The following is a 24,066-nucleotide window of genomic DNA, read 5'->3' as shown; positions in this document are numbered from 1 at the left end:
AAATATTTTTTTGTTGATCCAGAGCTATTTATAGCAAGAACAACCCGGCCAGCCCAAGCAAAGAAAAGAATCCCATACTATCTGTTATCGTTGTTAAAAATATTGAAGAAGCCTGAGCCGGATCACGTCCGAATTCTTTCAGCACAATAGGTATTGATCCACCAACAACAGCACCTATGATCATATCAAAAAATAAAGCCGCAGACATTATACCGGCGAGGCCTAAACTGGATGTCATCAAAAATACGGCAAGAAAAACTAAAGAAGAAACACATAATCCGTTTGCCAAGCCAATTTTGAGTTCTCTTATTACTGCAAGCCAGGATTTTTTACGGTCAAACTTTTCTGTAGCAAACTGCCGGATCATAACTGCCAGAGCCTGCTGCCCCGTATTACCTGCCTGATTGGCAACAATAGGCATGAGCACGGCTAATATAGCCATTTTGGCGATATTCCCCTCAAACATGTGGACGACCCATGCAGAAATAGCTGAATTGGCAACATTGATAATAAGCCACGGCAGCCTTTTCTGAACAGAATATGTCCATGGAGAATCAGTAGTTTCATCTGTACCCGCACCAACCATTGACTGCATGTCTTCACTGGCTTCTTCGTGCAGAATATCAATAACATCATCAACTGTTACGACACCGAGAAAACGGTGATCGAAATCAACTACAGGAAGGGCGAGAAAATTGTAGTGGGCTATAAGTCTGGCAACTTCTTCTTTGTCCACATCATATCTTACAGAAATAAGATGCTGATTATTAATGAGATCTTTCAGCTTTGTTCCTGATTTTGTTATCAACAGATCTCTCATGGAAACTACACCGGTAAGATGGTGTGTACTGTCAACAAGATATGCATAATAAGGGATACTCTTATCTTCAACTTCAGCTCTTATAGCATGAATTGCCTGATCAACGGTAAAATCTTCACGCAACATGGCAACTTCGGTGTTCATGACACCGCCGGCTGTTTCCGGGTCAAAAGTCAACAGTGTTGACAATTCTTCACGGTCTTCAGCCTTTATCTGCCTTAAAATTGCTTCACGTCTATCATCCTCAAAATTTTCGAGAATATCCGTGGCGTCATCAGGGGACATGAATTCGAGAATACGGGCAACAAGACCACTGTTGAGCTTTTCCATAAGCTCCTGCTGGTCGTATCTGTCCATCTCCGCTATCGAATCAGCGGCATCCTTAATTGGAAGCTGCTTGATAAACTTAACCTGTTCTTCAAGGCCAAGTTCTTCAATATGATCTGCAGTATCCGCAGGGTGCAAAGCATCTATAACCCGCTGATCAACATTTCCCGGGAGTCCTTTGCCGCTTTCCTGCCATTTGCGGAGTGGTTCTGGTATGCCTTTTGTCCTTTTCATGGCGCTTCATCTATCGTAATTACCTGAAAACGTCAAAAAAACAGGCGTTGAAGAATTTTGACAATTACTTTGTGAAATCCTTCTCAGCCCTTGTGTCACCAGCAAAAAATGACTACCAGATTTTGCTACAGAACCTTAATACTAAAGTTGCAAAAGAGTAACAAAGAAAATGAGCAAAATGAACTTTGATGATTTTTTCAAAAATGAAGCGCGGATGTTCATGTTGGCAACAATCAGAATTGCTTTAAGTGAAGACGGTCCAGACCTGACTTCACAAGGACTCTTCGAGCCCTCAGATATTGCCAGAGCACAAATTATAACTAAACAGAAGACTGTCGTAGCCGGAATGCCTCTGATTCCTCTGATTCTCGAATTTGGTGATCAGGATAAAAAGTGTGAAGTCTTCATAAATGTCGATGACGGTGAAACAGTAGACGAAGGTGCTCTTCTGGCTGTGATGGAAGGTCCCGCAGCACTTCTTTTAAAAGCAGAAAGAATCATACTTAACTATATCAGTCACTTGTCAGGAATAGCCACTCTCACCTCGCAATATGTAAAAGCCCTCGAAGGAAGTAAAACCACCCTTCTTGATACCCGTAAAACCCTGCCCGGTTTAAGATATCCTGAGAAATATGCAGTCCTCATGGGTGGAGCTCAAAATCACAGACTCAATCTGGTTGAAATGCTCATGCTCAAAGACAATCACATTGACAGAGCTGGTTCAATCACAAACGCAGTGCAAAAACTTCGTGAAACGTATGATGATTGCCCTCCAATCGAAGTTGAGTGCAGAAATCAGCAGGAAGTGGTTGAGGCTGTAAAAACTGAAGTTAATAGAATTATGCTTGATAACATGACTCCTGCTGAAGCAGCTGAGGCTATCAAAATCATTCCCGATTCAATAGAAACGGAAATAAGTGGCAACGTCACACTTGATACAATTTCCAACCTTGCAAAAATCGGAGCGGATTTCATTTCGGTAGGCGGAATCACTCATTCTGCGAAATCATCTGATATTAGTATGAGAATTTTTCAAATATAGTCCCCTGTACTTCAGCAGCAATTGAGGGAGCCTCATGTATTCAAAAATAATTAAGGATATAAAGAACAAGTATGGTGCTAAACTGGCAATTCTAGGGCATCATTACCAATCTGACGAAATTATTCAGCACACTGATCTCAAAGGAGATTCGCTGGAACTTGCACGCCAGATCGGGAATTTAGACGCCGAATATATTGTTTTCTGCGGCGTCCACTTTATGGCTGAATCTGCGGCAATATTAAGAAAGGAAAACCAGAAAATTTTTATTCCGGATAAATCTGCAGGCTGTGTAATGGCTAACATGGCTCCTGCTGATCTGGTTGAAAAAATTATTGAAAAAATTTCCAGGCAAACCGGGAAAAAAGTCATTCCGCTGGCCTACGTAAATACTCCGGCTGCGGTTAAAGCCGTATGTGGAAAGTATGATGGTAGTGTTTGTACTTCTGCCAATGCTGTTACGATGATGAAATGGGCTCTTGAAAAAGGAGACTCTGTTCTTTTTTTGCCTGATAAAAATCTGGCGATGAATACAGCAGATAAACTCGGACTTGATGAAACCGAACGGTATGAGATGGATATACGCAATTGCGGCGATAAAATCGACATGAACTCCGCATCGAAAGCGCGCCTAATTATGTGGCCGGGGTTATGCCCTATCCACCAGCGTTTTAAAATTAAAGATATAGATCATTTCAGAACAAAATTTCCGGAAGCTAAAATAGCCGTACACCCGGAATGCCCTCCTGAACTTGTTAAAAAATCCGATGCAGACGGATCAACATCCTTCCTTATAAAATATGTTGAGCAGGCTCCTGATGGAGCAACTATAGTAATCGGAACTGAAACAAATCTTGTGGACAGGCTTGCAGCCAAATATAAAAACAAAACCATACTACCTCTTGGTCAAAGCTTTTGCAGTAATATGGCTAAAATTACTGAAAAAAATCTAGCTGAGCTTCTACAAAACATTGAAACTTTCAATGAAGAAGACGTGGATGACAACATACGGATTCCGGCACGCAAAGCTTTAGAAAGAATGCTGGAGGCATGCTCTTAAAATCTGCTTGTAAACATTAATCTCAACCGTCGACCTGAAAGGGCCTGACCTAAGACAGGGGCTACCATGAATGATTACCGGATTAAAACAGATATTCTTGTCGTTGGCTCAGGAATAGCTGGATGCGTCGCTGCATTAACAGCCGCAGAAAAAGGGCTGGATGTTACGATTCTCTCATCAGGTGAAGGACTTAAAAGTGGTAATACAAGGTTAGCGCAGGGTGGCATAATATATACTGGGCATGACGATTCGCCGGAAAAACTGGAAAAGGATATTCTTACTGCAGGCTGGAATTATAATAATAAAAAAGCAGTAAGAACCCTATGCAGAAAGGGACCTGAAGCAGTAAAAAAACTCCTTCTTGAAAAATATCCTGTTAATTTTACAAGAGATGAATCTGGAGAATACTGTCTGACCCGTGAAGGCGGGCATAAAATACCTCGAATTCTTTATTGTGCCGACCATACCGGCGAAGACATAATTAATTCTCTGATCAAGGCTGTCGAACTGCATCCAAACATAACCGTCTGTAGCCAGAGGACTGCCATTGACCTGCTTACTACCCACCATCAGGCAAGATCACTGGAGTTTAAATATACTCTGCAAAATGAATGTCTTGGAGCTTATGTTTACAATGAAGTCCGTAATGTAATTGAAACAATTTTAGCCGATTATACTATTTTGGCAACTGGTGGTGTTGGTCAGATATTCTTGCATAGCACCAACAGTTCAAGCGCCATCGGTTCCGGCCTTGCTATGGCTTCAAGAGCTAAGGTAAGAGTTATCAATGCCGAGATGATTCAGTTCCACCCCACTTCACTTTATGTGGAACGCTCACGGGAAGATAGGCGTTTCCTCATTTCTGAAGCAGTGAGGGGGGAAGGTGCGAAACTGGTCAACTCAGCCGGAGAGCCTTTTATGTCTCGGTATGACCCCAGAGCCGACCTTGCCCCGAGAGATATTGTAACGAGGTCGATTCAGGAAGAAATGCTGCGGACAGGTGAAAAAAATGTCTATTTAGATGCCGCTAAATACGTACATAAAGACCTTGAGAAAAGATTCCCCACAATATTTGCAAAATGCAGAGAGCTTGGAACGGATATGACCAAAACGCCAATTCCGGTAGTTCCCTCAGCCCACTATTTTTGCGGAGGAATCCTTGTTGACGATAAAGGCAGATCAACTTTAGACAGATTGTATTGCATTGGAGAATGCAGCTGTACAGGTCTTCATGGTGGAAACAGGCTGGCAAGCACCTCGCTGCTTGAAGGGCTTGTATGGGGACTGCTTGCAGGAGAAGATGTCGGCAGACGCCGCTCAAACAAAACCGCTTTGAAGAAGAAAATAATGGATTCTATCCCGGACTGGGAATCTCCAGGAAATATTCATAACGAAGACCCGGCATTAATTGCTCAGGATTGGGCGTTCATCAAAAATACTATGTGGAATTATGTTGGGATAACAAGATCAACAGACAGGCTTACGCGAGCAATGGAAGACTTACAGCACCTAAACCGCAATTTGAGGACTTTCTACAAGCGTACCCCTATATCTAAGCCTATAATCGACTTGTTTCATGGTTGTCAGGCAGCAATAACAATTACTCTGTCTGCACTAAGAAATACTTCCAGTGTGGGATGCCATTACCGCATAGATTAATTTATTGATACTGAATTTTTAGTAATTAAGGCTGCCTGAAATTTCAGGCAGCCTTAATTATTTTATACAACTAGCCTTGTTAAGGGACTCAATTTGAGCTGAGCATCAGTAATTAGCTTTCAGATTTCATATCGTTAATTATAGATGTAAGCTCTCCGGATTCATCAACAAGCCTTTCTGCTGCATTATTAGCCTGAGAAGTAGCATCTGATGTCTCTATCGCAATCTGATTTATTTCATCTACCGACCTGTTAATTTCTTCTGATGTGGCAGACTGTTGTTCTGCCGCCGTGGCAATGCTGCGAATCATTTGTGAAGTTTCCTCAACATCAGTCACAATAGAAGTAAAAACTTCTCCTGAATTTCTGGAATCTTCAGTAGCGGAAGAGATATGGGATACCACATCCTCCATACTGCTTATATTCCCTTGGGCAACTTCCTGTATTGAATTAATTGAAACTCCGACTTCTTTAGTTGCACCCATAGTTTTTTCAGCAAGTTTTCTTACCTCATCAGCAACTACAGCAAATCCACGCCCGGCTTCACCTGCTCTAGCTGCCTCGATAGCCGCATTAAGGGCAAGCAGATTGGTCTGGTCAGCTATGTCTTCAATAACATTCATAACAATTCCGATTCCATCTGCTTTTTCGCCAAGCTCATTCATACTGGCTTTCAAGGATTCAGCCTGAGTTTGAATACTGTTCATTGAATCAACAGTCCTGCTTATCACCTTAGCTCCGGTTTGGGCATTATCGCGAGTCCTTTCAGCCTGATCAGAAGCCTGTCCTGCATTTTTAGCAACTTCCAGAATAGTTGCATTCATCTCTTCCATTGCAGTAGCTGTGGAAGAAATTCTATCACGCTGAACTTCATTTCCTCTTAATATTTCATTTGATCTGCTGAAAATTTCTTCAGAAGCAGAAGAGACATTTCCAACAACTTTTTCTAATCTTGAGGTTGCGTGCATTATACCTTCACGCTTAGCATTTTCTGCCTTCTTGCGAGCTTCCTCGGCTTCATCCATAGCACGCTCAGCTTCTATGGTTTTCTCTTCAGCATGGGCTTTCTGCTGTCTTATCTCTTCCATACCTAACCTTAACTTCTCCGACATGTTATTTACAGCACTCTGCATTCTGCCAATTTCATCTGAAGCTGTAGCAGGAAGTTTAACATCAAGATTTCCATCGGCAATAGATTCAACAGCTGTCATGGTCTGCTTAATTGGAGAAGCTATCAAATTAGAAATTATGAGGATAGCAACAGCAACGAGAATTACACCAAGCACACCAATTATTACCATAACGGTTCTCAGTTGCTTAGCTTCACTTAAAACTTTATCCATAGGAATACTAAGGCCGAGTATATAAGGAGTTGTAGCCCTACCAATCATTATCGGAGCAAAAACATAAAAAGTTTCTCCATCCTTTCCTTCTGCATAAGACGTATAAACCTTTCCTTGCAAAACATTCTGTTTAACCTGCTCTCTGATTGATGAATCTATTTCAGGCATATCAAAAAAGTTAACACCACCCTGAACATATTTTTCATTGTCAGGATGAGCAACAAATGAACCTGACGTGGAGAATAAAAATGCATACCCCGAATCAAATACATTTAATTGGCTGACATATTTATCAATGGTATCCATTGGATAATCCACTCCAGCCACTCCGATAAATTTACCGGACTTATACATAGGGACTATCATATCAACCATTAGGACTTTTTTACCGTTTATATCATAGGCATAAGGGTCCATAACAATTTCATGGCCGACTTCCTTAGGTAAATGATACCATGCTCCTCCAGATCCATCAGTCATGTATCCGGAACTGGCTTTAACATTTATTTTACCACCTGATCTATAAATCCAAGGCACAAAACGACCATCTTCATTATGAAATTTTGTTTTTTTATATTCGTTATCCATTCCATCTAGAGCATCAGGCTCCATAGCAACATAAACCCCAAGATACTCCTTATGGTCAGAGAGAAAATTTTTAAAGACATCCAATAATTCATTACGCGGTATAGGAGTACTGGAACCGGAAAGTCCTTCGATTATTCTAGCAATTGTCCTTGATGACACCATGGCAGAACTCATTGAGGCATCAATCTTATTTGCGTATTCCTGAGCTATACCCTTGCCTTTAGCTTCAGCATTTTCACGCATTTTACTTAGAAACACGCTTTCTTGAAAAAGAGTTATGCCCAATAGAACAGGAACAACGACAACAAGAATCAGCATAATCTTCCAACGCAGATTAATTTTCCCCAACATAAGCACCCCCTTAACTTGGAACTATTTGCTATAATAGATTAATTATGAAGATTATTTTTCAATATTTGTTTTAAAAAGACATTTAGCTGCATTACGCCATACTGGTGTATATCTCTCTGGAGCTGATACTATTTCAGCTAGAGAAGCTTCTGCCATTTTATTCAACATTCCTGAAAAAACAAGATGATGCAAAGGATAAACCGCATACCAATATAATAATCCTGCCAACCCCTTCGGTAAAAAATGCGAAAGCATTATCAATTCTGTTTTGTTTTCTCCTTTTCTGACTAAAATAAATTCGAGCAGGGCTTCTCCTGGAAGCTTCATCTCTGCCTGAAGAACCAGCTCAACTTCAGGTTCAACTTTTAAAACTCTCCAAAAATCCAAAGCATCCTGCTCAAAAATATCTTTAGGGTCCCTACGCCCTCTCCTAAGACCAACTCCACCGATAATCTTATCTATCCATCCCCTAATCTTCCATAACGAATTAAAAGCATACCAACCTGAATCGCCTCCGATACCGGAAATAACAGGCCAGATATCCTTTGGCTCAGCTGCCAGCAGACATCTGTATCCGCATTGCAATTCCTGTCCTCCAGAGTATGAAGGATCACCATAAATCGTCCATTCGGCAGGCAAAGTCTGCCCTGCATCGTGCCAGCAGGTATCAATGCGTTTCTGATCAACTTTCTGTAAGGCAATTTTAAAAGTATCACTCACGCTCAATAATTCCTGCGGGATTATTTCTCTTATCGAATTTTCTTCACAAACGGTCTCGTTTCGTAACCCGTCAACCAATGGTCGGGCTATTGATATAGGGACAGGAGTTATTAAATTAAGCCAGTGCGAGCTTAATCCGGGACTTATAAAAGGCAATCTGATCATAATCCTTTTTCTTAAACCACATACCTGTGCGTAAAGCTGAAACATTTCAGCAAAGGATAAAACATCCGGTCCGCCAATATCGTATACTTTTCCAGCGGTGAGCGGTGAGTTCAGACATCCGACAAGATAAGTTAATACATTAGATACCGCTATAGGCTGTGTTCTGGTATCCACCCAGCGCGGGGTTACCATAATCGGAAGTCTGTCAGCCAGATATCTTAAAATCTCAAATGAAGCACTCCCTGAACCAAGAATCATTGCAGCCCTGAGGCAAGTTAATTTTGCAGATGATAAAGCCAGTATTTCCGCAGTTTCTGCTCTACTTTTCAAATGCTCACTCAGAGCATCGTTTCTATTCCCAAGCCCACTCAAGTAAATAATTCGTTCTATATTATTTTTATTAGCTGCATGGACCATATTTATGGCAGCTTTACGATCAACAAAGGAAAAATTACTATCATGTCCACCCATAGAATGAACAAGATAATAGACAGCAAAACAATCCGTTGCTGCCGCTTCGATAGACTCACGATTTAAAAGATCCGATTGAACAATCTCTAAATTTCTATGTCCACTCCACGGTCTGGACATTGCTTTTTCGACAGTCCGCACAGCTATACGCACATCCCAGCCATCATCGAGAAGTCTTGGGACAAGACGTCCGCCGATATAACCTGTAGCTCCGACTACTAAAATTTTTTTGGTATATTTCATTTGATTCAATGGTTAAAAATTGTTTAACGATAAAATTTTAAATATTATTTTTACCATTATAATACATTTTAATAACATTTTATCAAAAAAATTCATTTTAAATAAAATTTAATGTTGACTTATATCCTATGATTACATAGAAGTTTCTCCGCGTCGGGATGTAGCGCAGTTTGGGAGCGCACTTGAATGGGGTTCAAGGGGTCGGAGGTTCAAATCCTCTCATCCCGACCAAAGACGCTATTATCAGGATTGGCTAATCTAATTAGCCAATCCTTTTTTTATGGTTGCCGAAAAATATTTAGAATATGAAAAAGAATTTGCAGTTTAATGTAAGCGGACACCCTACCTGAGAATTTTGGACATTTGAGTTGAGAAAAAGAATGTGCACATTTTGCACTGCTGGAACGCAAATTGTAAAGGCCGGTTAGTCCGGCCTTTTTTATAAATTTACATCTGTTAATTTGTTCAACTATTTCAAGATATTAATTATTTACTCATTAGTTAGTAAATTCAATATGTTAAAATCATGATCAAGAATTAAGCTGCCGACAAAGTGCGCTTGCTGTGGTGTGATGCCGTTTCCAAGTGCTTTAAGTCTGTCCAACCAGTCGGCACCCCCATCATCCATTCTATGAATGATGGGTCCGGGATATGCTTTGCAAATTTTTTCGGGCGTTGTCCTGTCAATTTGAAGATTATTCCAGCTAGCTTTGGAATTAAGTTGGAAGTTGACTGCATTGATTCGTGCTTCCGTAAATATCCGCCGTGTGCCAGTTGTGTTGTCATCCCCATAACTGTGGGGGTAGGCAACAACGAACAATCTTTCACGCAGATGCGGCGCACCAAACTGGGCAGCAGATAGCACGATCCATTCAGCATCATACCCGATCTTGGCCAACTCTTTGAGGACAATGTCAAACCCTTTAGACCTGAGACCTGGTACATTTTCAATGAGTACGTATTTGGGAAGAATTTGGCGAATAATACGGGCATATTCATACCATAATCCTGACCTGGTTTCTTTTGTAATACCTTTTCTTTTGCCTCCACATGAGACGTCTTGGCATGGGAATCCACCTGAGAGCAGATCGACTTTTTCAACATCATTTCCATCAAGCTCCTTTATATCTTTATAAATTTGTTTTCCGGGCCACCTCTTGGAGAGTATGTTTTGAGCGTATGGTTCTATTTCACAAAACCAAGCGTGCTCAAACCCGGCCAACTCCAGACCAAAGTCAGTTAAACCGACTCCGCTGAAAAGACTGCCTACCTTCATTAGGTTCTCCTAATGATGCTCTAAGGCTTTCTTTATTGGGGCTCGTGGCTCTCACATGGTTTAATGTCCCACATCTGGGGCATTTTATTTCAATATTTTCTGCTGTGCCTATAGCAAGCAGACGATTACATTTGCCGCATCTAATTTCGTTTTTTCTCATTTTGATTGTCTACTTCTAACCCAAATGATAAATAGCTACTCGGCTTGATCAAGCTGCGGAGCAGCGGGTTATCTCTTCAATCGGAAGTCAGCCGATTGTCGGGCCGTGGGGCGATGCGTCAACATCGCTTCGGTTGGGGATTCTGAGTCCCTGACCTGCTCCAATCTGTCAAAATTTTCCTATCGATTTTCAAAGATTAATTAAAATTTTCAGTATAATTTCAAACTATTTTAGGAAATTGTGTTTTAACTGCCATACATTTATTTTTATAATTTTGAATTTGCTCCTCATCACCTTTAGCTACGCCATCCAGATACATTGTAGGGTCTGGATATATAGCTTTTCTGCACTCTTCCCATCCTCCCGATTTATACCAATCTGTCTCACTAATTTTTCCTGGTAAAATGTCTGGGCAATTGAAAAGTGACATTTCAGAGTACATGCTTTGCAAGCCTTCATAAAAATGAGATTCCAAAACGTGGTCAGGACTGCCGTAAGCAAGTGCTAATAAATATGAATCAAACATAGCTCTCTCCTAATCAGGAATACCTGTGTCGTACTCAGCAAATCCGAACTGATAGACGTTTCCATTCAAGTCAAAATCAAAACGAACATAGCCAAAATTAGTATTTAATTTGTAATCATCACCATATGTTCCATTCTTTCCAAGGATTAACTCTTTAAAATACATTCCTATACGTTTTGTTCCTTCACGGACAAAACATCCGGGCCAAACAACTACTGCATTTGTTTCTTTAAACCGTGGTGATCTGGGAAGATAAAAACAATTGCCAACTGGTGCAGCCCCTGCTTTTTGATATGTATCGCCACCAATCTGTAAATATGACCAATTCATATATGGAGAAGGTTCTAATGTTGGTACATTTCCTATCAATTCATATAATAAATTGGCACCAGCTGAGATATCTGCTGAACTTAAAAAATACACACGATTATCCATATAAATATTAGGAGGCAATGCGGCTAACCGTGCACATCTGGATTTTGATTTATAACCAACTCGTATATCAGAGTCATTACGAAACTGCTGCTCGGAGTCATACCCAAGGCCTGAGAATGAAGACTTTACGTCAACTTTAAATTCATTTTTAACTGAGCTAAGGACAAATAAATTTTCACCAGTAGGATAACCTGGTAAATAGCGTTGCCATGAGCAATCTTTCTTATGTGCAAAACACATCATCGACTGGTTTGTATCATAAATACGTGAAGCCTTAATTATGATATCACCATTTACTGATTCGTATTCTGCATCAGATAAAAGTTGTGATCGCCATTCTCCACCGTCTCTATAGCCGGTATTCAGAGTGCATTGACTCCCTACAGGACATAGTTCTAACAATTCTTCCTTGGTTGGAATTTTAGCCGGAGATGATGACGCAGGTATAGTTTTCTCTATTATATCAGGATCTGTTGTTATCTTAGCATTACTAAAGTCAACAGAAACTTCATTGGGAAAAGTTTTTGATGTATATAAGAAAAAAATAATTTCGTAACGACCGTTTAACTTGTTCGTCCACGACGAAACGCCCATATTAATTTCTTGCGTTTCCCCCGGCTGGATAAAACCGTCTTGATTTGTATCTAAAGGTTCTGTCGCTATTTGATCTGAACGAAACTCAAAAAAAGGGTCGCTGAATACTGTACAAAAATGACTTGATTGCTCTGCATTAAACAATCCCCACCCGACGTCAAAATTGCGTTCTTCTTCATTGCTGCATGACCCGACAACGCCCTCTATGTTAATAGTCATACCTGGACGAACATCTACGAAACATTTTTGTCTAAAATCAATTGCTATATATTTATCACTATTGCCGCATAAAATGCCGTTTTTCCATTCAATTCTAGACCCGTTTCTACTGTTTGCTACAAAAGAATGGGGAATAGACATATCAACATCAGCTGCCGGATCTATTTGTTTTGTACTTTCAGGGATAGAATAAGCTGACTGTCCTCCGGGCGAAATTTCAACTATATCAACTAGGTCACCTTTGTTATCTATATCTTCTTTAAAAACTATAAATGAGTACTGATTTCCAATGGTAAAATCCCACGTCACATCCCCATATAACGGACTGATATCTAATAATGTTCTTTCCCTTGAATCTTTATTTATACATTCATAAAAAGTTCCGGAGTCTCCACAAATCACGATTCTGACTCCTCCGTGAATGGCATGCGCATCTAAATTTCCAGCGGCGGACGACCAGTTCGCGATCCGCGTCACATCAGTTCCATAGTTTCCTGAAACAAAACCCTTTGCTTCGAGGACAAAAGATTCATGCTCAACACATATCATTGGGCCTTCTGTCCCTATGGCTGCGCCAGTTACAAGCTTATTAAAATTTTCACGTAAAAAATCCAATTCACTTGCTGTTAACCCTACAATATCGTTTGAAGTATGCTTGTGACCAATGTTTGATTTAGCGTCCAGTTTTTGTTCTAAGTCAGTAATATCAGTTGAAGTATGTGTATGCTTTTTGGGTGACAAGGCACCAATTTGGGAGCGAATATCGGGATGAGCCTGTGTATCTGTATTATGATCTTCAAGATCAAGCTGAGTCGCAAACACTGATGTATTTGAAACCACTACTTTAATGTTTTCTGCATTACCTGTCTTGACATAATAGCGTAAAATCTCCTCAGCTAAATAAGCTCCACCGTATGCAGGAACGACACCACCTTCAGAATAATCTACAGCATATAAAATTTGTCCATAAACCGGATCGTTAGCAAAAATTCCGGTCTCCCTATGAAAAAATCCGGTTTTTAATCCCTCATTTGTGAAAGCAATTGTTATTAAAGTAGTTCCATCTCCCTGTGCAGTTGCAGATTGAATCTGAAAACTCATTCGTGAATCAACAAGGCCAGTCACGGACTCAGGATCAACATTGTTATTCCACTCTCCTGCGCCGATTTCGACATGTGAAAAAGTTATTATTTCACCAGTCTGAGTTCTGTTATATAAATCCAATCCCGCTCTTGTAAGTATCAATCCATTAGTACTCATCATACGCTCCTTATAGTCCTGATACGTGTCCGAATAACTGCTCCTCCGATATACACACTAGCTGGACCAGATTTTGTAGGTCCTAAATCTGCTGGATAAATTGTTCGAGTTCTGGTTTTTCGGAGGTATCCTCTTATATAAACATTGGAAAAAAATTTTTTAGCAACTCTGATTGATGCTAATTTTGAACGTGCTGGCTTTGATTCATTTATGGCCCAGCCTAAAAGCTCGAAATCATCTTGCTGAATGGGTGAAATAGGTGTGGTAAGATTGATTCTAAATTCAGCCCAACGCTTTTGGTCTTCACTTCGGAGATTTACGGGCTCCTCGGTTTCATATCCAAAATGCTTAAGCAGCACCGGCATGCCAGCCGATTTGCCGCCTAGAAGCTGCCAGGCAAAAGCTTTAACTACGCGCTGGCGAAATTTGTTATCGTCAGTTTCAAGACGGTGACGCTTTATACCTCGTGATTCGGCTAATGGTTGTACGAACTGATTCTCACATGTCGCGGGGTTAAATTGATCACGCAGCCAGTTAATATCCATGACGACATCGTTAAAGACCCGCGCCAATCCGTGAACTACGACGGCAATAGGGCCTGAACTCATACAAAGTGGCCAGCGTAATTTTTTAAAAATGTAGTCTTTAAAATCCACGGCTAATCCTCATCTGCCCATTTGCTGGTTATGTTTATGCCATCTAGCACGGCCAGCGCATCAGCAGCGACAAACACATCTGTTATCGGAGATTTCCAGTTGATTAATTTAACACCTGATACGGCCATAATAGTGGACACTAACCGGTCACGGGTTAGGTCTTCCCCGATCTGGAGAGGGGTAATGCTTGGCACGGTAGTAGGATCAGTAAACAATGTAGTAATTCTATTTTGAACCTCAGAAATTATTTCTGAGGCTGAACCGGACACGAGAACCAGCTCGGCATTAATTACAACAGGTACAGACTTGGGGCCTTTCACAATCCAGTCATCATTTATCGGGAAATTTGATGAAATAGCGTCATGTACTTTGGACAATAATTCATTAGTTGGAATTCCATTTGCTCCTTTCACAACAACATCTACAGTTCCCTGGCCACGAGGATGTTGATCGAGAACCTTTACTGCAATAACACCAGAAATAGACATCGCCCATGAAGCATAAGCATATTTGGTACAACCGTTTTTTTCCATCCATCGCAGTACATATCTCTGACCTAGTTGGGCGTCGGTTTCTTCATCCGCTCCCTCACTTATGAGCCAGTCAGATGTGTTTGTTACTGCTGTAACTTTAGATATTGTTGTTGAAATTTCACAAATCTGACCAGCCGCGGCATTTGCTCCGCGTCCGTACTCTTCAGCTTCAACAGGAACGGTAACGCGAGTCTGACCATCAGGGATGACCGCTTCTTTAGTAGTGATGAAGCGGTAAACGGCTCCGGTACCGTCTGGTGCGGTCTTAATAATTCTGCCAGCAGGGATTTTAACATTACCGGACTCTTCACCATTAAACACAACATTGCCACTGGCCTTGGTTGCAACCTTACGGGTCAGCTCTAGCTGCTCAGCATGTAAGTCCGCCCAGTCTCCGGTGGATGTCTTTGGAAAAGCATTTTCAAGTATGATGGCAAGCAGTTCATAGAGTTTGAACAGACTGAAAGCGAAGACTTCTATAAGTCCGCGTATGACGCCTTTATTCAGATTTAGTCGATTTGGAAGCCATCCCTTATCCGAATATTCGTCTTGAACTTCATTTATCCTGGTAAATATTTCTTCGCGTATTTCATCTAGTGTCTTCTTAACGGGGATTGACATCTTCAATAACCTCTTTGACTAAGCCATTCTCGCCAACCTCAAAAATAATATTAAACGGATGGGTTTCGTCTATAAATCTCCAGCTTGCTCTTGCCGTTATTCCAGCTTCATCCCAACTTAAGATATGGCATTTTGGGGACATAGGGACAACGCGTGGATCAGTATTAATGCAACGTGCAACTTCAACACAAAATGCGCTGCGTGTTGCGTTAGTAGATTCTTCTTTGATCCAGTCGAGCACGGTGCTGCCGTGCTCGACGTCATAAAAAAGAGTTCCAAGGTAAGTGAACAGCACCAGCTTGATATCCTGTTCACCTGTATCTGTGCCGTCTGTCAGCACTAGTTCACCGTTTGCAGCAACGGCCGCCTGCATGTCACCATCCAGCCGGATATCCTGGCCGTAAATTGCACTCATATCTTACCCCCGGTCCTGCTTCCAGCATGACTGTTACCAGATGTCGTAAGATTGCCATTGATAGTAACGTCACCGTTAATCACCTGAGTCCCGGTTAATGTGTAGCTGCCCTCATGTTCCCTGTTAGTGCGCTCATGTGAGGTTCCAATTTTACCGTATGCACCGGTTGATGTCTCATTTCCCTGGCGGAGAATCTCAGGAGCCAAAATTTCAATGCGTTCGTCTGATTTAATAACAGCTGATCCAGACACACTTATGGTCCAATTTCCTCCAATCGTTTCATTCTTTTCACCTCCGATTTTGTTCACTCTGTTCGCTGTAGTGAAATGGATTATATTTGACTCGGCATCTATCTTTATATGAACGCCAGGCTGTTGCTGGATAATAAAACCGTCGACCTCACATTCTGGAGCCTGAGATACGTGCCAGCGGAAATTCGAAATACGCGGATAGTCGGGGTCTCCGTCATAGTATGTGAGATCACAGTAAGTTCCGGGCAACGGTGGACAGACAACACCACGCAAAGGTCCGGCCCACATAATCGGGATTTCAACTTTTGGTATGACCGGCTCGGTGTCATCTACGGATTCATCATTGCGGAGCGGCTGCACGTCTGCCCAGTAATTATCGTCACTAGCATACGTGGCCACAATCTTGGCTTTTCTTGTGATGCGGTAATAGGTGCGCAGGTTGGGCATAGCCAGTTCGACAACGCGTTTTAAGAGTGCAAGCAAATCAGTACCCATATTCAACTCCGTAGCTTATGAGGGTTCTTGCAGATGTGTTCTCAATTAGATGCAGGACTTTCAAAGCGCGGAATTTGTCATTGATGCCGCGTTTGTTGTCGATAAGTCCGAAAACACGGGAGTGCATGAGGTTGGGAAGCAGAAATGTTTCCACCTTGGAGAGTGCCGCGGGGTTGTCTGCCGGAAGATGCGTAATCAGTCCTGCGCCGGTCGCAATAGTCGGTATAGTTCCGGGCTGGTCATGATCCCCCCAGTGGATACCGTCAGAGCCGAGCCACATTTTCCACCTGGCCATGTCGATATTGAAACCGCGCTGGCAGGACTCGGAGGCTTGCCTGGACAACTGCCAAACGGGAACGGTCGAAGAAACAAACCGTGGAAAAATCACGCCGGGAGAGTCGATGCGAGCAATGGGTAATCCAGTCAGGCCAGCGGCATAGCGGACAATTGCTTCAGGTGTTTCATTTTCCCAGGACTGACAAACAGTCACGGTGTTAAGCTGCTCGTCATCACGGCCAACGCCGGAGACTATGAGCTGATCTTTGTTGCCCGGTCGCATGGCCTTGGCGGTTCCGGCCCACAGTACCGGCTCTTTATCGCGGTAGCCGATGGCCATGTTAACCGCATCGCCGAGCCGTACCGCGCGGCCGATCTTGCCCATAGGATCGGGCAAAGTAATCTCAAATGTCCACATGGGGGCACCACGACGGGACATGATGGCCAACCGGGGGCAGCGCAGGATTTCAATTCCGCCGATCATAATATGAGTGCGTACACCGTTAATCTGCATTAGCGGGACTCCTCGGAAGCATTGATTGCCGGGGCAGCCTTGCCGGAAGCGACAACACGTTCTTCAGTGGCCACCGTTGCCGGGCGGTGCTCAGAGAAAGCAAGCGAGGCTATGATAGCATCGTCTTTGTTGTTCTCCTGAGAATCCAAACCGGAAAAAACGACCTGGTTAATATGCCGAGCTTGGCAATGACGGTTGCGCACGTCCAAGATCAGTGGGTTGCCGTTACTGTCCTGCCCTTTAAACAGAGCGTCCAATTCTTCAAGACGGTCGTAGCAATCAGCAGCTTCATTAGTTTCGAGTAGCAGAACTAGGGTGATATCAGCGTCCTCCCAACCCATGGGGATTTTGGTTTTACCGCTGAGTCCATCTTGTTCGGCCCGGTCAAACAAAACCGCCCCGCGCACAGAAAGGTTCTGTAAAATGCCGTCCAGCTCGGAATCACCCAGCACGACTGCGCCGTCTTCCCACGACAAATATCCATTAGCCATCGTACTTCTCCAAAAGTTTTTGCAGCTCACGCTTAAAACCTTCTGCGTCAGTCACATCAGGCATATTTACGGTCATGTTTTGAATCGTGATCCCGCTGGACTTTGACGAGCTGTGCTTCGATCTGGAAGTGTTTGCAGCCGGTTTGAAATTAACCGGAGAAACTTCCGCTGTCGGAGCACCACCTTCCGCCGGTTCAGGGCTTGGTCCGAAAAGCATTTCACCAGCTGCGTCAAGACCTCTGCTGACCATATCTACGGGAACGGATAGTGCCCCAATTCCAGCGTCTAATAATTTTCCCGGTGCTGAAAGAGCTGAAGAGACAGCATCAAAAAAGCTGCCTGCTCCGGAATGAACTCCGGTGGCCAGAGTTTCCATTGTGCGCTTACCAGATAATGTGAGCGTTGAGAGCGGTCCTTCTTTAGCATCCGAAAACGGAAGCAATTTACGGACGTTGGACAACATCTTTTTAACTGCATTATACGGAACCATGACCATTGTTTTTATACCGTCAACAAATGTTGAAACAAGCCTTACACCGGCTTCACGCAATGAAATTTTGCCACTTAATAATTCAACAAAGGTTTTGATACCTGAAATGGCCATTTTAATTGGGTTCAAGATTATTCGAATGGCTGCACCGAGAAGAATAAAGGAGTTACGCACGCCTGTACCGATTATAGAACTAATTGTTTCCCAAACTTTAAAACTGGATTCTGCGTCGTCATTACCACCAAAGAAATCCTGCGCCAGATTGTCCCATGCCTCACAAATCCCATCGAAAAGGTCAGAAAGTGGTTCTAAGGCTTCTGATATTGTTGAACCGAGGTCCTCAAGGTCTGATCCGACATCAGCAAACGCAGCTTTTACCGGCTCAAAAGCATTGGACAGAAAATCTATTACTGGAGTGAAATATGAAATAAGCCCGACAAAAAAATCTTTAATCTCTGTCCAATAAGAAATGATCAAAACTGCGGCTGCGACAATTGCTGCGCCGATCAAAACAATGGGGTTAGCCAGCAAGGCAATATTCAGTGCTCCAGCAGCCAGTGTTGCAGCCCACATAACTGCGGAGAATATGCCTATAGAAACGACCACAACGGCCAGAGCCGCAGCAAAAGCAATGAAAAATCGTCCTACAGGACTACTTGCAAGCTTATTTAACCATGTCACAACTGAGGTCACACCCTTAACAAGGTATGTGAGTACAGGCAGGAAGATATTACCTATGGTGATTTGCAGAGCCTCAAATGCAGAGCCTAAAATGGTTGTGGCACCATTAAAATTATCAAGCTGCATGGCCGCGACTTCTGCGGCTTTGCCGGGCTTCTCCAGCGACGCTGCGTATTCTTTAATAGTACTTATCCCGGTAGTCATCAGGGCTTGAATGGGACCAACAGCCTCAGATCCAAAAATTTTCTGCAAATATGCGGCCTTGTCCGCACTTCCCATGCCAGAAAGGGCAGTTTCCAGATTTCCCAGAATATCAAAAATTGGAAGCATGTTTCCCTGAGCATCTTTAGTGGTAATTCCTAAATGCTTAAGAGCCTTCGCGGCTCCACCGGCAGGAGCCTGCAAACGCTGAAACATGATTTTAATACCGGTACCGGCAACGGAAGCATCAATACCGACGTCACCAAGTTTTCCGGCCATAGCTGCTACATCAGAAAGTGAAGCTCCTGCCGCAGCGGCAACAGGACCGGCATTGGCAAGAGTTGAGGAAAGTGAGGCGAGTGTTGTGTTTGATGAGGTGAAAGTGGTGGTCAGAATGTCCGCAACTTTACCCATTTCATTAGCTTTCATGCTGAAACTGGAAAGAATATTCGATGCAATATCAGCGGTTGAGCCAAGATCGTGTTGGGCTGCACTGGCCAGATTTAAAACACCAGGCAAAGCGGCCACATTGTCTTTGACTTCAAAACCAGCCATAGCCAGTGATTTTTCAGCCGAAGCAACTTGGGAAGCTGACCATGCCGTGGAGGCTCCAAGATCCTGAGCAGCTTGCTCAAGAGTCTGCATTTGAGAAGCGGTAGCACCGGAAACAGCTCCGACTTCAGAAATTGACTGCTCAAAATTAGCCGCAACACCGATTGCAGGAGCTAACGACGCTAGAAATAGCCCAGCAGCCGCAACAAATGGCAACATGGACTTTGTAAGCGCACCCATTTTACCAGACAGAGAAGAACCGGCAGCACCGGTCTGATCCATACCGTGCCTTATTTTACTCAATGGATTAGACATAAAGTCTAAAAGATTGAATGATGCGAATACGTCAAATACGTCCATTATTCACTTCCAAAAATTTTGGCTATTACGTTTCCAAGATGCACGGCTTGTTGCTTGTGGAAGCGTTCTTCCATATTCAAGGCTCTGGCTGCCTGCTCTGTAAATTCGTCCAGATCATCAGCGGGCGGTTCATGCAGCCAATGACGAATTAGATCCGAATAAACCAGGACCGCGTTTTGATACGCAGCCCTGGTTTGCTCTAGTTTCCCAGCTCAACCGACCCGCCGCCACAGCGGCGCATGATTGCATCAGCATAAGCAGCGACAAGCATGGGCTCTTTTTTGAGTTCAGTGTCGAGAGAATTCCTTTCAGATGGATCAACAAGCTGGCCCAAAACTTTTGACATGGTGTCGAACTGCTTGGACTTATCCGCCTTTGAAAGAGAGACAAGCTGCTTCCGCCCCGGCTTTTTGAAATGAAAAGTCAGCTTGATGGCCTGTTCTTCAAAGTCGTCATACTCAGCGGTAAACGGTTTAAATTGACTGCTTATTTTATCATCAGTTGCTATATCTTTTCCTTCAGCCATTTTTTTATTTCTCCTCGTATTCCGGTGTGCCGTTTATGTTTATCATTTCAGCCGTACCGGATAGCTTTACAGTCTGTTCATCGTCGCCTTGCTTGGCACTTTCATCTTTGTCGTCGATCATGATGTTTTTTAAAACAACTTCACGCTTGTCTCCGCCGTCTGGCTCGAAGACCAGTGAGATATTGAATACTGAATTGAATATTCCAGAATCCAGAGCGGACAACAGATCCGTGTATTCGGAATAGTCTAGAGTAAAATCTACAGTTGCTTCATAGTTACTGCGAGTTGCGCCACGTGGCAGTAGCCCTTTGCCATAGGTTCTTTTTTTCTTTTGATTGGATTTCCAGTTGATTTCAGAAATCCCGACAATCACACCCTGAGGGCCGGTAATTGTCAGAGATTCCCAGTCGTATGACCTTCCAAGGACTGAAACTGTTGACTTATTTGCCATTATACCTCCTTACGCGGAAAGACGCGGGTCAAATGAACTGCCCGCATAAACATAGCTGGCGTAAAGTTTAATGGATTTGATAATCGGGATGCCGATTAGGGTTACCTCAACGGCAACACCATTATTTACTATGTCCTGACCGTCAGGAATATTGACCACATAAGCAGCCATTTCTTTCGGCTTGGCCTTGGTCATGGTATCAAGAGCATTCTCTAGATTTGCTTTCAGATAGGAAAGACCGGAAGCGTCAAGGCCAAGAATCGGGTCCCCGGCCTCATCTTTGAGGGACTTTAAAGCCTGTATTCTCAAGAGACGAATAGCCTTAAAAGTTACCCGCAGAACTTCCAGATACTGATAATCGCTGGTGGCATCGGCAAGAGTTCTGGCATCTCCCCAGTAGACTCCAGAAAGACCGGCGTAAGTCGTTGCGGTAATAAATCCGGCTGTTTCAAGCTCAGACTGCATACTTTCAGCATATCCTTCAGGAAGTTTTAACGGGGTTATGCCCTGATCACGCACCCGGCCAATGTCACGCTGGACCGGTATGCTCAAAATACGCCCGGCAAGAAGTCCTCCAGCATTTCGCAGAACGCTTTCTCCTGTGCGGTTGGTAGTCTCTCCAAAGGCCGTGCAGACAGCCACAAATCTTGCTGAAACGCTCCTGCGTTCTATTTTCATGGCCGTTGTAAAATCATTCAGATCTTCAGCAGCATTCGGGAGTCTTGATTCACAGGTGAAAATTGTCGGGCGGTGTTTATTAAAAAGATCATCGGCAAGGCTGCCTAAAGCTGTCCAGTCAATGGAATCTGAAGGACCGCAGATATGCACAAATTCCGGGTCTATACTTTCAAGAGGAAGAGCCAGAGACTCTATTACACTTGTAATTGTTGGAACAGGAGCCATAAGATCAAAACAGTATTCAGTTCCGAAAGTATATTCCCCCTCAGGAAATGATATGCTTACTCCGGTGTCACCAACGGAAATAAGACCATCAATTGGGATTGTCCTGTATGGTCCGTAGTTATCGCCTCCGTCAGTCGATATTTTATACTGTCCTTTGTTTCTGCCACCGGATTTAACAACCTGCATAAGTATCTGGGCCGCCATGGTTACGGTTCCAGCTGCGGTAATTTGGGGTCCGTGTCCAATCTGTTCAACTGGGCCAATTGCGGAGCGTACTACAAAAGAATAACTATCATCTTTGATTAGATCCCCGAATTCCAAAACAATGGTGACTCCGGTATCATTTATTGTAATCTGTCCATTCTCAGGTACTACGGTTGCAGCATCAAAATTTTCACCGCCATCATTTGATATTTTAACTTTTGCGACTCCGGGAGCACCACCATCGGTTACTGATATAACCACGTCAGCATTTATTGCCGCCAAACCGTGAATTTCAATCTCCGGGCCTTCTCCTATATGTTCAACGGCCCCGATATAACCGGCTGGACTTCCTGGAACCGGAACGGCAAGAACGGTTGCGGACTGACCGCAAACAGTAAAAATATCATTTAGTCGATCGACAAGAGGTCCAGCACCGAGCAGTCCGTTTAAATCAGAACTTTTACCAAGATAGTATATTTTACCGGCAGTTCCTTTTGAGCACACCCCGGCTATAAGAGCCTTGCCGGAGACATCACCGGGAACAAGGCCGGAAGTTCCGTCTACAATATATTCAAAAACATCATGAGATGACATGATCAGCCTCCCATCTTGCGGCTTTCCAAATTACTTACCGCTGTATCAAAATCGCTTTGTGAAACCTGTTTATCTGTGGTCCAGCCAGCGGCTTTACACATGGCTGCCAGCTTCCAGTTTTGAAGACCGGCTTTCTCGGCCAGCTCTGAAACAGGAAACAATTCAATCGGCTTCTTGGCCATCTTCAACCTCCTTTTGATGAGCTTTAATATTAACGTCTTTTATCCAGACGGTTTCATCATCCATCGTGACGTATCCGCTAAAACGGAGATGAAAGACCTTGATCAGCTTTCGTTTGATGGCCACGTCCACAAGTTTCGATCCTCCGCCTGTGGATTCAACCGCTTCAATGCTGACCAAGACGTTGTTATTATGCCTGTCTGCAAGCTGACGCGGGAGGTCTCTGTGCAAACGGTGCGAGAAATCTGCAAGCCAATTTTCGTCATTTGAAATTATGCTAAGACGCACCGGTTGAATGATCTGATCAATGGCTTTTCTGACCGTGCGGTATAAATCTTCTTTTCCGGGGCTTGGATACTTGGACAGCTTCCGGCTCAGATGTTTAACCTGGGCTTTGGTCAGCTGGATTTCAATTCGAGGTTTGGGCAGAAGCTTGTCTGACATTTCGACAGGGGCCTCGTAAATCGGAGCCTCACCGTCAGTTTTAAGTGGTAATCCGGCAGCGATTGCGGCTGTAGTCAGAGTTTCAAAAATCAAATTTCTCATGTTGGCTGTCCTTATGCGCCGAACATAGATTTAAGTTCTTCCATCATCAGCTCTTTGATTTCGGCGCGGTCTTCATCATCAATGCCAAGATACGGCCTTGCGGGTAGCTTCACTTTCAAACCACGCCCGGCCTTACCTCCTAGATGGTGGATGCGAGCATAAATTTTATTGGTCCCGACGCAGACCATTTTGGGGCTAGCTTCATAACTTATGGAATTGCGGAGCTGGCCGGACTTAACAAGAGTCTGTCCACCCTCGGATTCTGCGCGTTTACTTGGTTTCCATCTCTTACCATCCGGGCCTGCACCATCCTGAAAACGCTGTATTGTTGAACTGACAAGCGTTTCACCTATTGCATCCATAAGTTCCTGACTATGTTGAACACGTTCTGCGGCAGCTCCAACTCCTCTCATTAGTTTGCTCATATCCATTTTAAAACGGACGCCACCCATCAGAATCTGCTCCAATCGTTAAATTTGCGGGGCGGGGTTACGACGATAACGGTGTCATTGGGCTGCGCGCTCGTTGCTTCAGGGGGAGCAAGCCTGATTTTGCCTAGCCTGATCTGATCCATTTCCTTTTCAGCCCGTTCGGCCTGTCTTTGCAGTGGCAGGAATTCGTTATCTGAGCTGTTCTC

Annotated in this window: 23 protein-coding genes, 1 tRNA gene and 1 pseudogene; 4 read left to right on the top strand and 21 right to left on the bottom strand. The window is 43.4% G+C overall.

All coding sequences use genetic code 11. The features are described 5' to 3' along the window. Positions 1-28: 28 nt before the first annotated feature. Positions 29-1,381 carry a magnesium transporter gene (gene mgtE / locus G496_RS0106755; protein WP_027178614.1) on the bottom strand — a complete coding sequence of 451 codons (1,353 nt, stop codon included), beginning with the start codon at positions 1,379-1,381 and terminating at the stop codon, positions 29-31. Positions 1,382-1,550: 169 nt separating this feature from the next. Between mgtE and nadC the strand changes: the two genes are divergently transcribed. The 3 genes from nadC (at position 1,551) to nadB (ending at position 5,139) form a co-directional block, all read left to right on the top strand. Further along, the gene (gene nadC / locus G496_RS0106750) at positions 1,551-2,423 is read left to right on the top strand and encodes a carboxylating nicotinate-nucleotide diphosphorylase (RefSeq protein ID WP_027178613.1); all 873 of its coding nucleotides are present in this window, start codon (positions 1,551-1,553) and stop codon (positions 2,421-2,423) included. Between the two features lie 34 nt (positions 2,424-2,457). Beyond that, the gene (gene nadA, locus G496_RS0106745) at positions 2,458-3,480 is read left to right on the top strand and encodes a quinolinate synthase NadA (protein WP_027178612.1); all 1,023 of its coding nucleotides are present in this window, start codon (positions 2,458-2,460) and stop codon (positions 3,478-3,480) included. Positions 3,481-3,546: 66 nt separating this feature from the next. Then, the gene (nadB, locus tag G496_RS0106740) at positions 3,547-5,139 is read left to right on the top strand and encodes an L-aspartate oxidase (protein WP_027178611.1); all 1,593 of its coding nucleotides are present in this window, start codon (positions 3,547-3,549) and stop codon (positions 5,137-5,139) included. A 112-nt stretch (positions 5,140-5,251) separates the two neighbouring features. Here nadB and G496_RS0106735 read toward each other — a convergent pair whose 3' ends face one another. Then, on the bottom strand, positions 5,252-7,420 hold the full coding sequence (locus tag G496_RS0106735) for a methyl-accepting chemotaxis protein (RefSeq protein ID WP_027178610.1): 2,169 nt from the start codon (positions 7,418-7,420) through the stop codon (positions 5,252-5,254). A gap of 51 nt (positions 7,421-7,471) precedes the next feature. Beyond that, entirely contained in the window at positions 7,472-9,019 is a 1,548-nt protein-coding gene (locus G496_RS0106730; RefSeq protein ID WP_034632641.1) for an SDR family oxidoreductase, read from the bottom strand. A 154-nt stretch (positions 9,020-9,173) separates the two neighbouring features. On the opposite strand from G496_RS0106730, the gene G496_RS0106725 reads away from it, so the two are divergent. Then, positions 9,174-9,250: transfer RNA gene (locus G496_RS0106725), tRNA-Pro, on the top strand. A gap of 259 nt (positions 9,251-9,509) precedes the next feature. Here G496_RS0106725 and G496_RS20490 read toward each other — a convergent pair. The 18 genes and pseudogenes from G496_RS20490 to G496_RS21270 form a co-directional block, all read right to left on the bottom strand. Continuing rightward, complete coding sequence (locus G496_RS20490; protein WP_051294885.1) at positions 9,510-10,295, bottom strand: DNA cytosine methyltransferase; 786 nt, start codon at positions 10,293-10,295, stop codon at positions 9,510-9,512. Next, a complete protein-coding gene (locus tag G496_RS20855; protein WP_084407511.1) occupies positions 10,255-10,455 on the bottom strand; it encodes a Com family DNA-binding transcriptional regulator in 201 nt (66 codons plus the stop codon). The genes G496_RS20490 and G496_RS20855 overlap by 41 nt, the downstream gene beginning before the upstream one ends. 220 nt (positions 10,456-10,675) lie before the next feature. Beyond that, complete coding sequence (locus G496_RS0106715; RefSeq protein WP_027178608.1) at positions 10,676-10,981, bottom strand: hypothetical protein; 306 nt, start codon at positions 10,979-10,981, stop codon at positions 10,676-10,678. 9 nt (positions 10,982-10,990) lie between these two features. Then, positions 10,991-13,489: a hypothetical protein gene (locus G496_RS0106710; RefSeq protein WP_027178607.1), complete on the bottom strand. Its 2,499-nt coding sequence runs from the start codon at positions 13,487-13,489 to the stop codon at positions 10,991-10,993. Then, a complete protein-coding gene (locus tag G496_RS19040) occupies positions 13,489-14,145 on the bottom strand; it encodes a phage tail protein (protein WP_051294884.1) in 657 nt (218 codons plus the stop codon). The genes G496_RS0106710 and G496_RS19040 overlap by 1 nt, the downstream gene beginning before the upstream one ends. Positions 14,146-14,147: 2 nt before the next feature. Further along, positions 14,148-15,299 carry a baseplate J/gp47 family protein gene (locus G496_RS0106700; RefSeq protein ID WP_027178606.1) on the bottom strand — a complete coding sequence of 384 codons (1,152 nt, stop codon included), beginning with the start codon at positions 15,297-15,299 and terminating at the stop codon, positions 14,148-14,150. Next, positions 15,283-15,714, bottom strand: coding sequence for a contractile injection system sheath initiator (locus G496_RS0106695; protein WP_027178605.1), 432 nt, complete (start codon positions 15,712-15,714; stop codon positions 15,283-15,285). The genes G496_RS0106700 and G496_RS0106695 overlap by 17 nt, the downstream gene beginning before the upstream one ends. Next, a complete protein-coding gene (locus tag G496_RS0106690) occupies positions 15,711-16,460 on the bottom strand; it encodes a hypothetical protein (protein WP_034632640.1) in 750 nt (249 codons plus the stop codon). The genes G496_RS0106695 and G496_RS0106690 overlap by 4 nt, the downstream gene beginning before the upstream one ends. After that, positions 16,450-17,250, bottom strand: coding sequence for a hypothetical protein (locus G496_RS0106685; RefSeq protein WP_027178603.1), 801 nt, complete (start codon positions 17,248-17,250; stop codon positions 16,450-16,452). The genes G496_RS0106690 and G496_RS0106685 overlap by 11 nt, the downstream gene beginning before the upstream one ends. Then, positions 17,250-17,741, bottom strand: coding sequence for a hypothetical protein (locus G496_RS0106680; protein WP_027178602.1), 492 nt, complete (start codon positions 17,739-17,741; stop codon positions 17,250-17,252). Before G496_RS0106680 ends, G496_RS0106685 begins: the two co-directional genes overlap by 1 nt. Continuing rightward, positions 17,734-20,025 carry a phage tail tape measure protein gene (locus G496_RS0106675; RefSeq protein WP_027178601.1) on the bottom strand — a complete coding sequence of 764 codons (2,292 nt, stop codon included), beginning with the start codon at positions 20,023-20,025 and terminating at the stop codon, positions 17,734-17,736. Before G496_RS0106675 ends, G496_RS0106680 begins: the two co-directional genes overlap by 8 nt. A gap of 199 nt (positions 20,026-20,224) precedes the next feature. Continuing rightward, positions 20,225-20,551, bottom strand: coding sequence for a hypothetical protein (locus G496_RS0106670; protein ID WP_027178600.1), 327 nt, complete (start codon positions 20,549-20,551; stop codon positions 20,225-20,227). A 4-nt stretch (positions 20,552-20,555) separates the two neighbouring features. After that, positions 20,556-21,002, bottom strand: coding sequence for a hypothetical protein (locus G496_RS0106665; protein ID WP_027178599.1), 447 nt, complete (start codon positions 21,000-21,002; stop codon positions 20,556-20,558). A gap of 9 nt (positions 21,003-21,011) precedes the next feature. Continuing rightward, positions 21,012-22,703, bottom strand: coding sequence for a DUF2586 domain-containing protein (locus G496_RS0106660; protein ID WP_027178598.1), 1,692 nt, complete (start codon positions 22,701-22,703; stop codon positions 21,012-21,014). A gap of 2 nt (positions 22,704-22,705) precedes the next feature. Continuing rightward, on the bottom strand, positions 22,706-22,885 hold the full coding sequence (locus tag G496_RS0106655) for a hypothetical protein (protein ID WP_034632637.1): 180 nt from the start codon (positions 22,883-22,885) through the stop codon (positions 22,706-22,708). Then, on the bottom strand, positions 22,866-23,429 hold the full coding sequence (locus tag G496_RS0106650) for a hypothetical protein (RefSeq protein WP_027178596.1): 564 nt from the start codon (positions 23,427-23,429) through the stop codon (positions 22,866-22,868). The genes G496_RS0106655 and G496_RS0106650 overlap by 20 nt, the downstream gene beginning before the upstream one ends. 11 nt (positions 23,430-23,440) lie before the next feature. After that, positions 23,441-23,881: a phage virion morphogenesis protein gene (locus G496_RS0106645; RefSeq protein ID WP_027178595.1), complete on the bottom strand. Its 441-nt coding sequence runs from the start codon at positions 23,879-23,881 to the stop codon at positions 23,441-23,443. Next, positions 23,881-24,066: pseudogene (locus G496_RS21270) on the bottom strand (DUF1320 domain-containing protein); the annotation flags it as partial. The pseudogene G496_RS21270 and the gene G496_RS0106645, both read right to left, overlap by 1 nt.

Source organism: Maridesulfovibrio bastinii DSM 16055, assembly GCF_000429985.1.
GTDB classification, from domain to species: Bacteria; Desulfobacterota; Desulfovibrionia; order Desulfovibrionales; family Desulfovibrionaceae; genus Maridesulfovibrio; species Maridesulfovibrio bastinii.
This window is presented reverse-complemented; position numbering and strand designations above follow the sequence as displayed.

Coding starts and splice junctions, on each gene's coding strand:
- G496_RS0106675 (WP_027178601.1), bottom strand. CDS start 20,025: ATGGACGTATTTGACGTATTCGCATCATTCAATCTTTTAGACTTTATG.
- G496_RS0106680 (WP_027178602.1), bottom strand. CDS start 17,741: ATGGCTAATGGATATTTGTCGTGGGAAGACGGCGCAGTCGTGCTGGGT.
- nadB (WP_027178611.1), top strand. CDS start 3,547: ATGAATGATTACCGGATTAAAACAGATATTCTTGTCGTTGGCTCAGGA.
- G496_RS0106665 (WP_027178599.1), bottom strand. CDS start 21,002: ATGGCAAATAAGTCAACAGTTTCAGTCCTTGGAAGGTCATACGACTGG.
- G496_RS0106660 (WP_027178598.1), bottom strand. CDS start 22,703: ATGTCATCTCATGATGTTTTTGAATATATTGTAGACGGAACTTCCGGC.
- G496_RS0106695 (WP_027178605.1), bottom strand. CDS start 15,714: ATGAGTGCAATTTACGGCCAGGATATCCGGCTGGATGGTGACATGCAG.
- G496_RS0106710 (WP_027178607.1), bottom strand. CDS start 13,489: ATGAGTACTAATGGATTGATACTTACAAGAGCGGGATTGGATTTATAT.
- G496_RS20855 (WP_084407511.1), bottom strand. CDS start 10,455: ATGAGAAAAAACGAAATTAGATGCGGCAAATGTAATCGTCTGCTTGCT.
- nadA (WP_027178612.1), top strand. CDS start 2,458: ATGTATTCAAAAATAATTAAGGATATAAAGAACAAGTATGGTGCTAAA.
- G496_RS0106735 (WP_027178610.1), bottom strand. CDS start 7,420: ATGTTGGGGAAAATTAATCTGCGTTGGAAGATTATGCTGATTCTTGTT.
- mgtE (WP_027178614.1), bottom strand. CDS start 1,381: ATGAAAAGGACAAAAGGCATACCAGAACCACTCCGCAAATGGCAGGAA.
- G496_RS0106730 (WP_034632641.1), bottom strand. CDS start 9,019: ATGAAATATACCAAAAAAATTTTAGTAGTCGGAGCTACAGGTTATATC.
- G496_RS0106685 (WP_027178603.1), bottom strand. CDS start 17,250: ATGCAGATTAACGGTGTACGCACTCATATTATGATCGGCGGAATTGAA.
- G496_RS0106690 (WP_034632640.1), bottom strand. CDS start 16,460: ATGGGTACTGATTTGCTTGCACTCTTAAAACGCGTTGTCGAACTGGCT.
- G496_RS20490 (WP_051294885.1), bottom strand. CDS start 10,295: ATGAAGGTAGGCAGTCTTTTCAGCGGAGTCGGTTTAACTGACTTTGGT.
- G496_RS0106715 (WP_027178608.1), bottom strand. CDS start 10,981: ATGTTTGATTCATATTTATTAGCACTTGCTTACGGCAGTCCTGACCAC.
- nadC (WP_027178613.1), top strand. CDS start 1,551: ATGAGCAAAATGAACTTTGATGATTTTTTCAAAAATGAAGCGCGGATG.
- G496_RS0106670 (WP_027178600.1), bottom strand. CDS start 20,551: ATGGCTGAAGGAAAAGATATAGCAACTGATGATAAAATAAGCAGTCAA.
- G496_RS0106700 (WP_027178606.1), bottom strand. CDS start 15,299: ATGTCAATCCCCGTTAAGAAGACACTAGATGAAATACGCGAAGAAATA.
- G496_RS0106650 (WP_027178596.1), bottom strand. CDS start 23,429: ATGAGAAATTTGATTTTTGAAACTCTGACTACAGCCGCAATCGCTGCC.
- G496_RS0106655 (WP_034632637.1), bottom strand. CDS start 22,885: ATGGCCAAGAAGCCGATTGAATTGTTTCCTGTTTCAGAGCTGGCCGAG.
- G496_RS0106645 (WP_027178595.1), bottom strand. CDS start 23,881: ATGGGTGGCGTCCGTTTTAAAATGGATATGAGCAAACTAATGAGAGGA.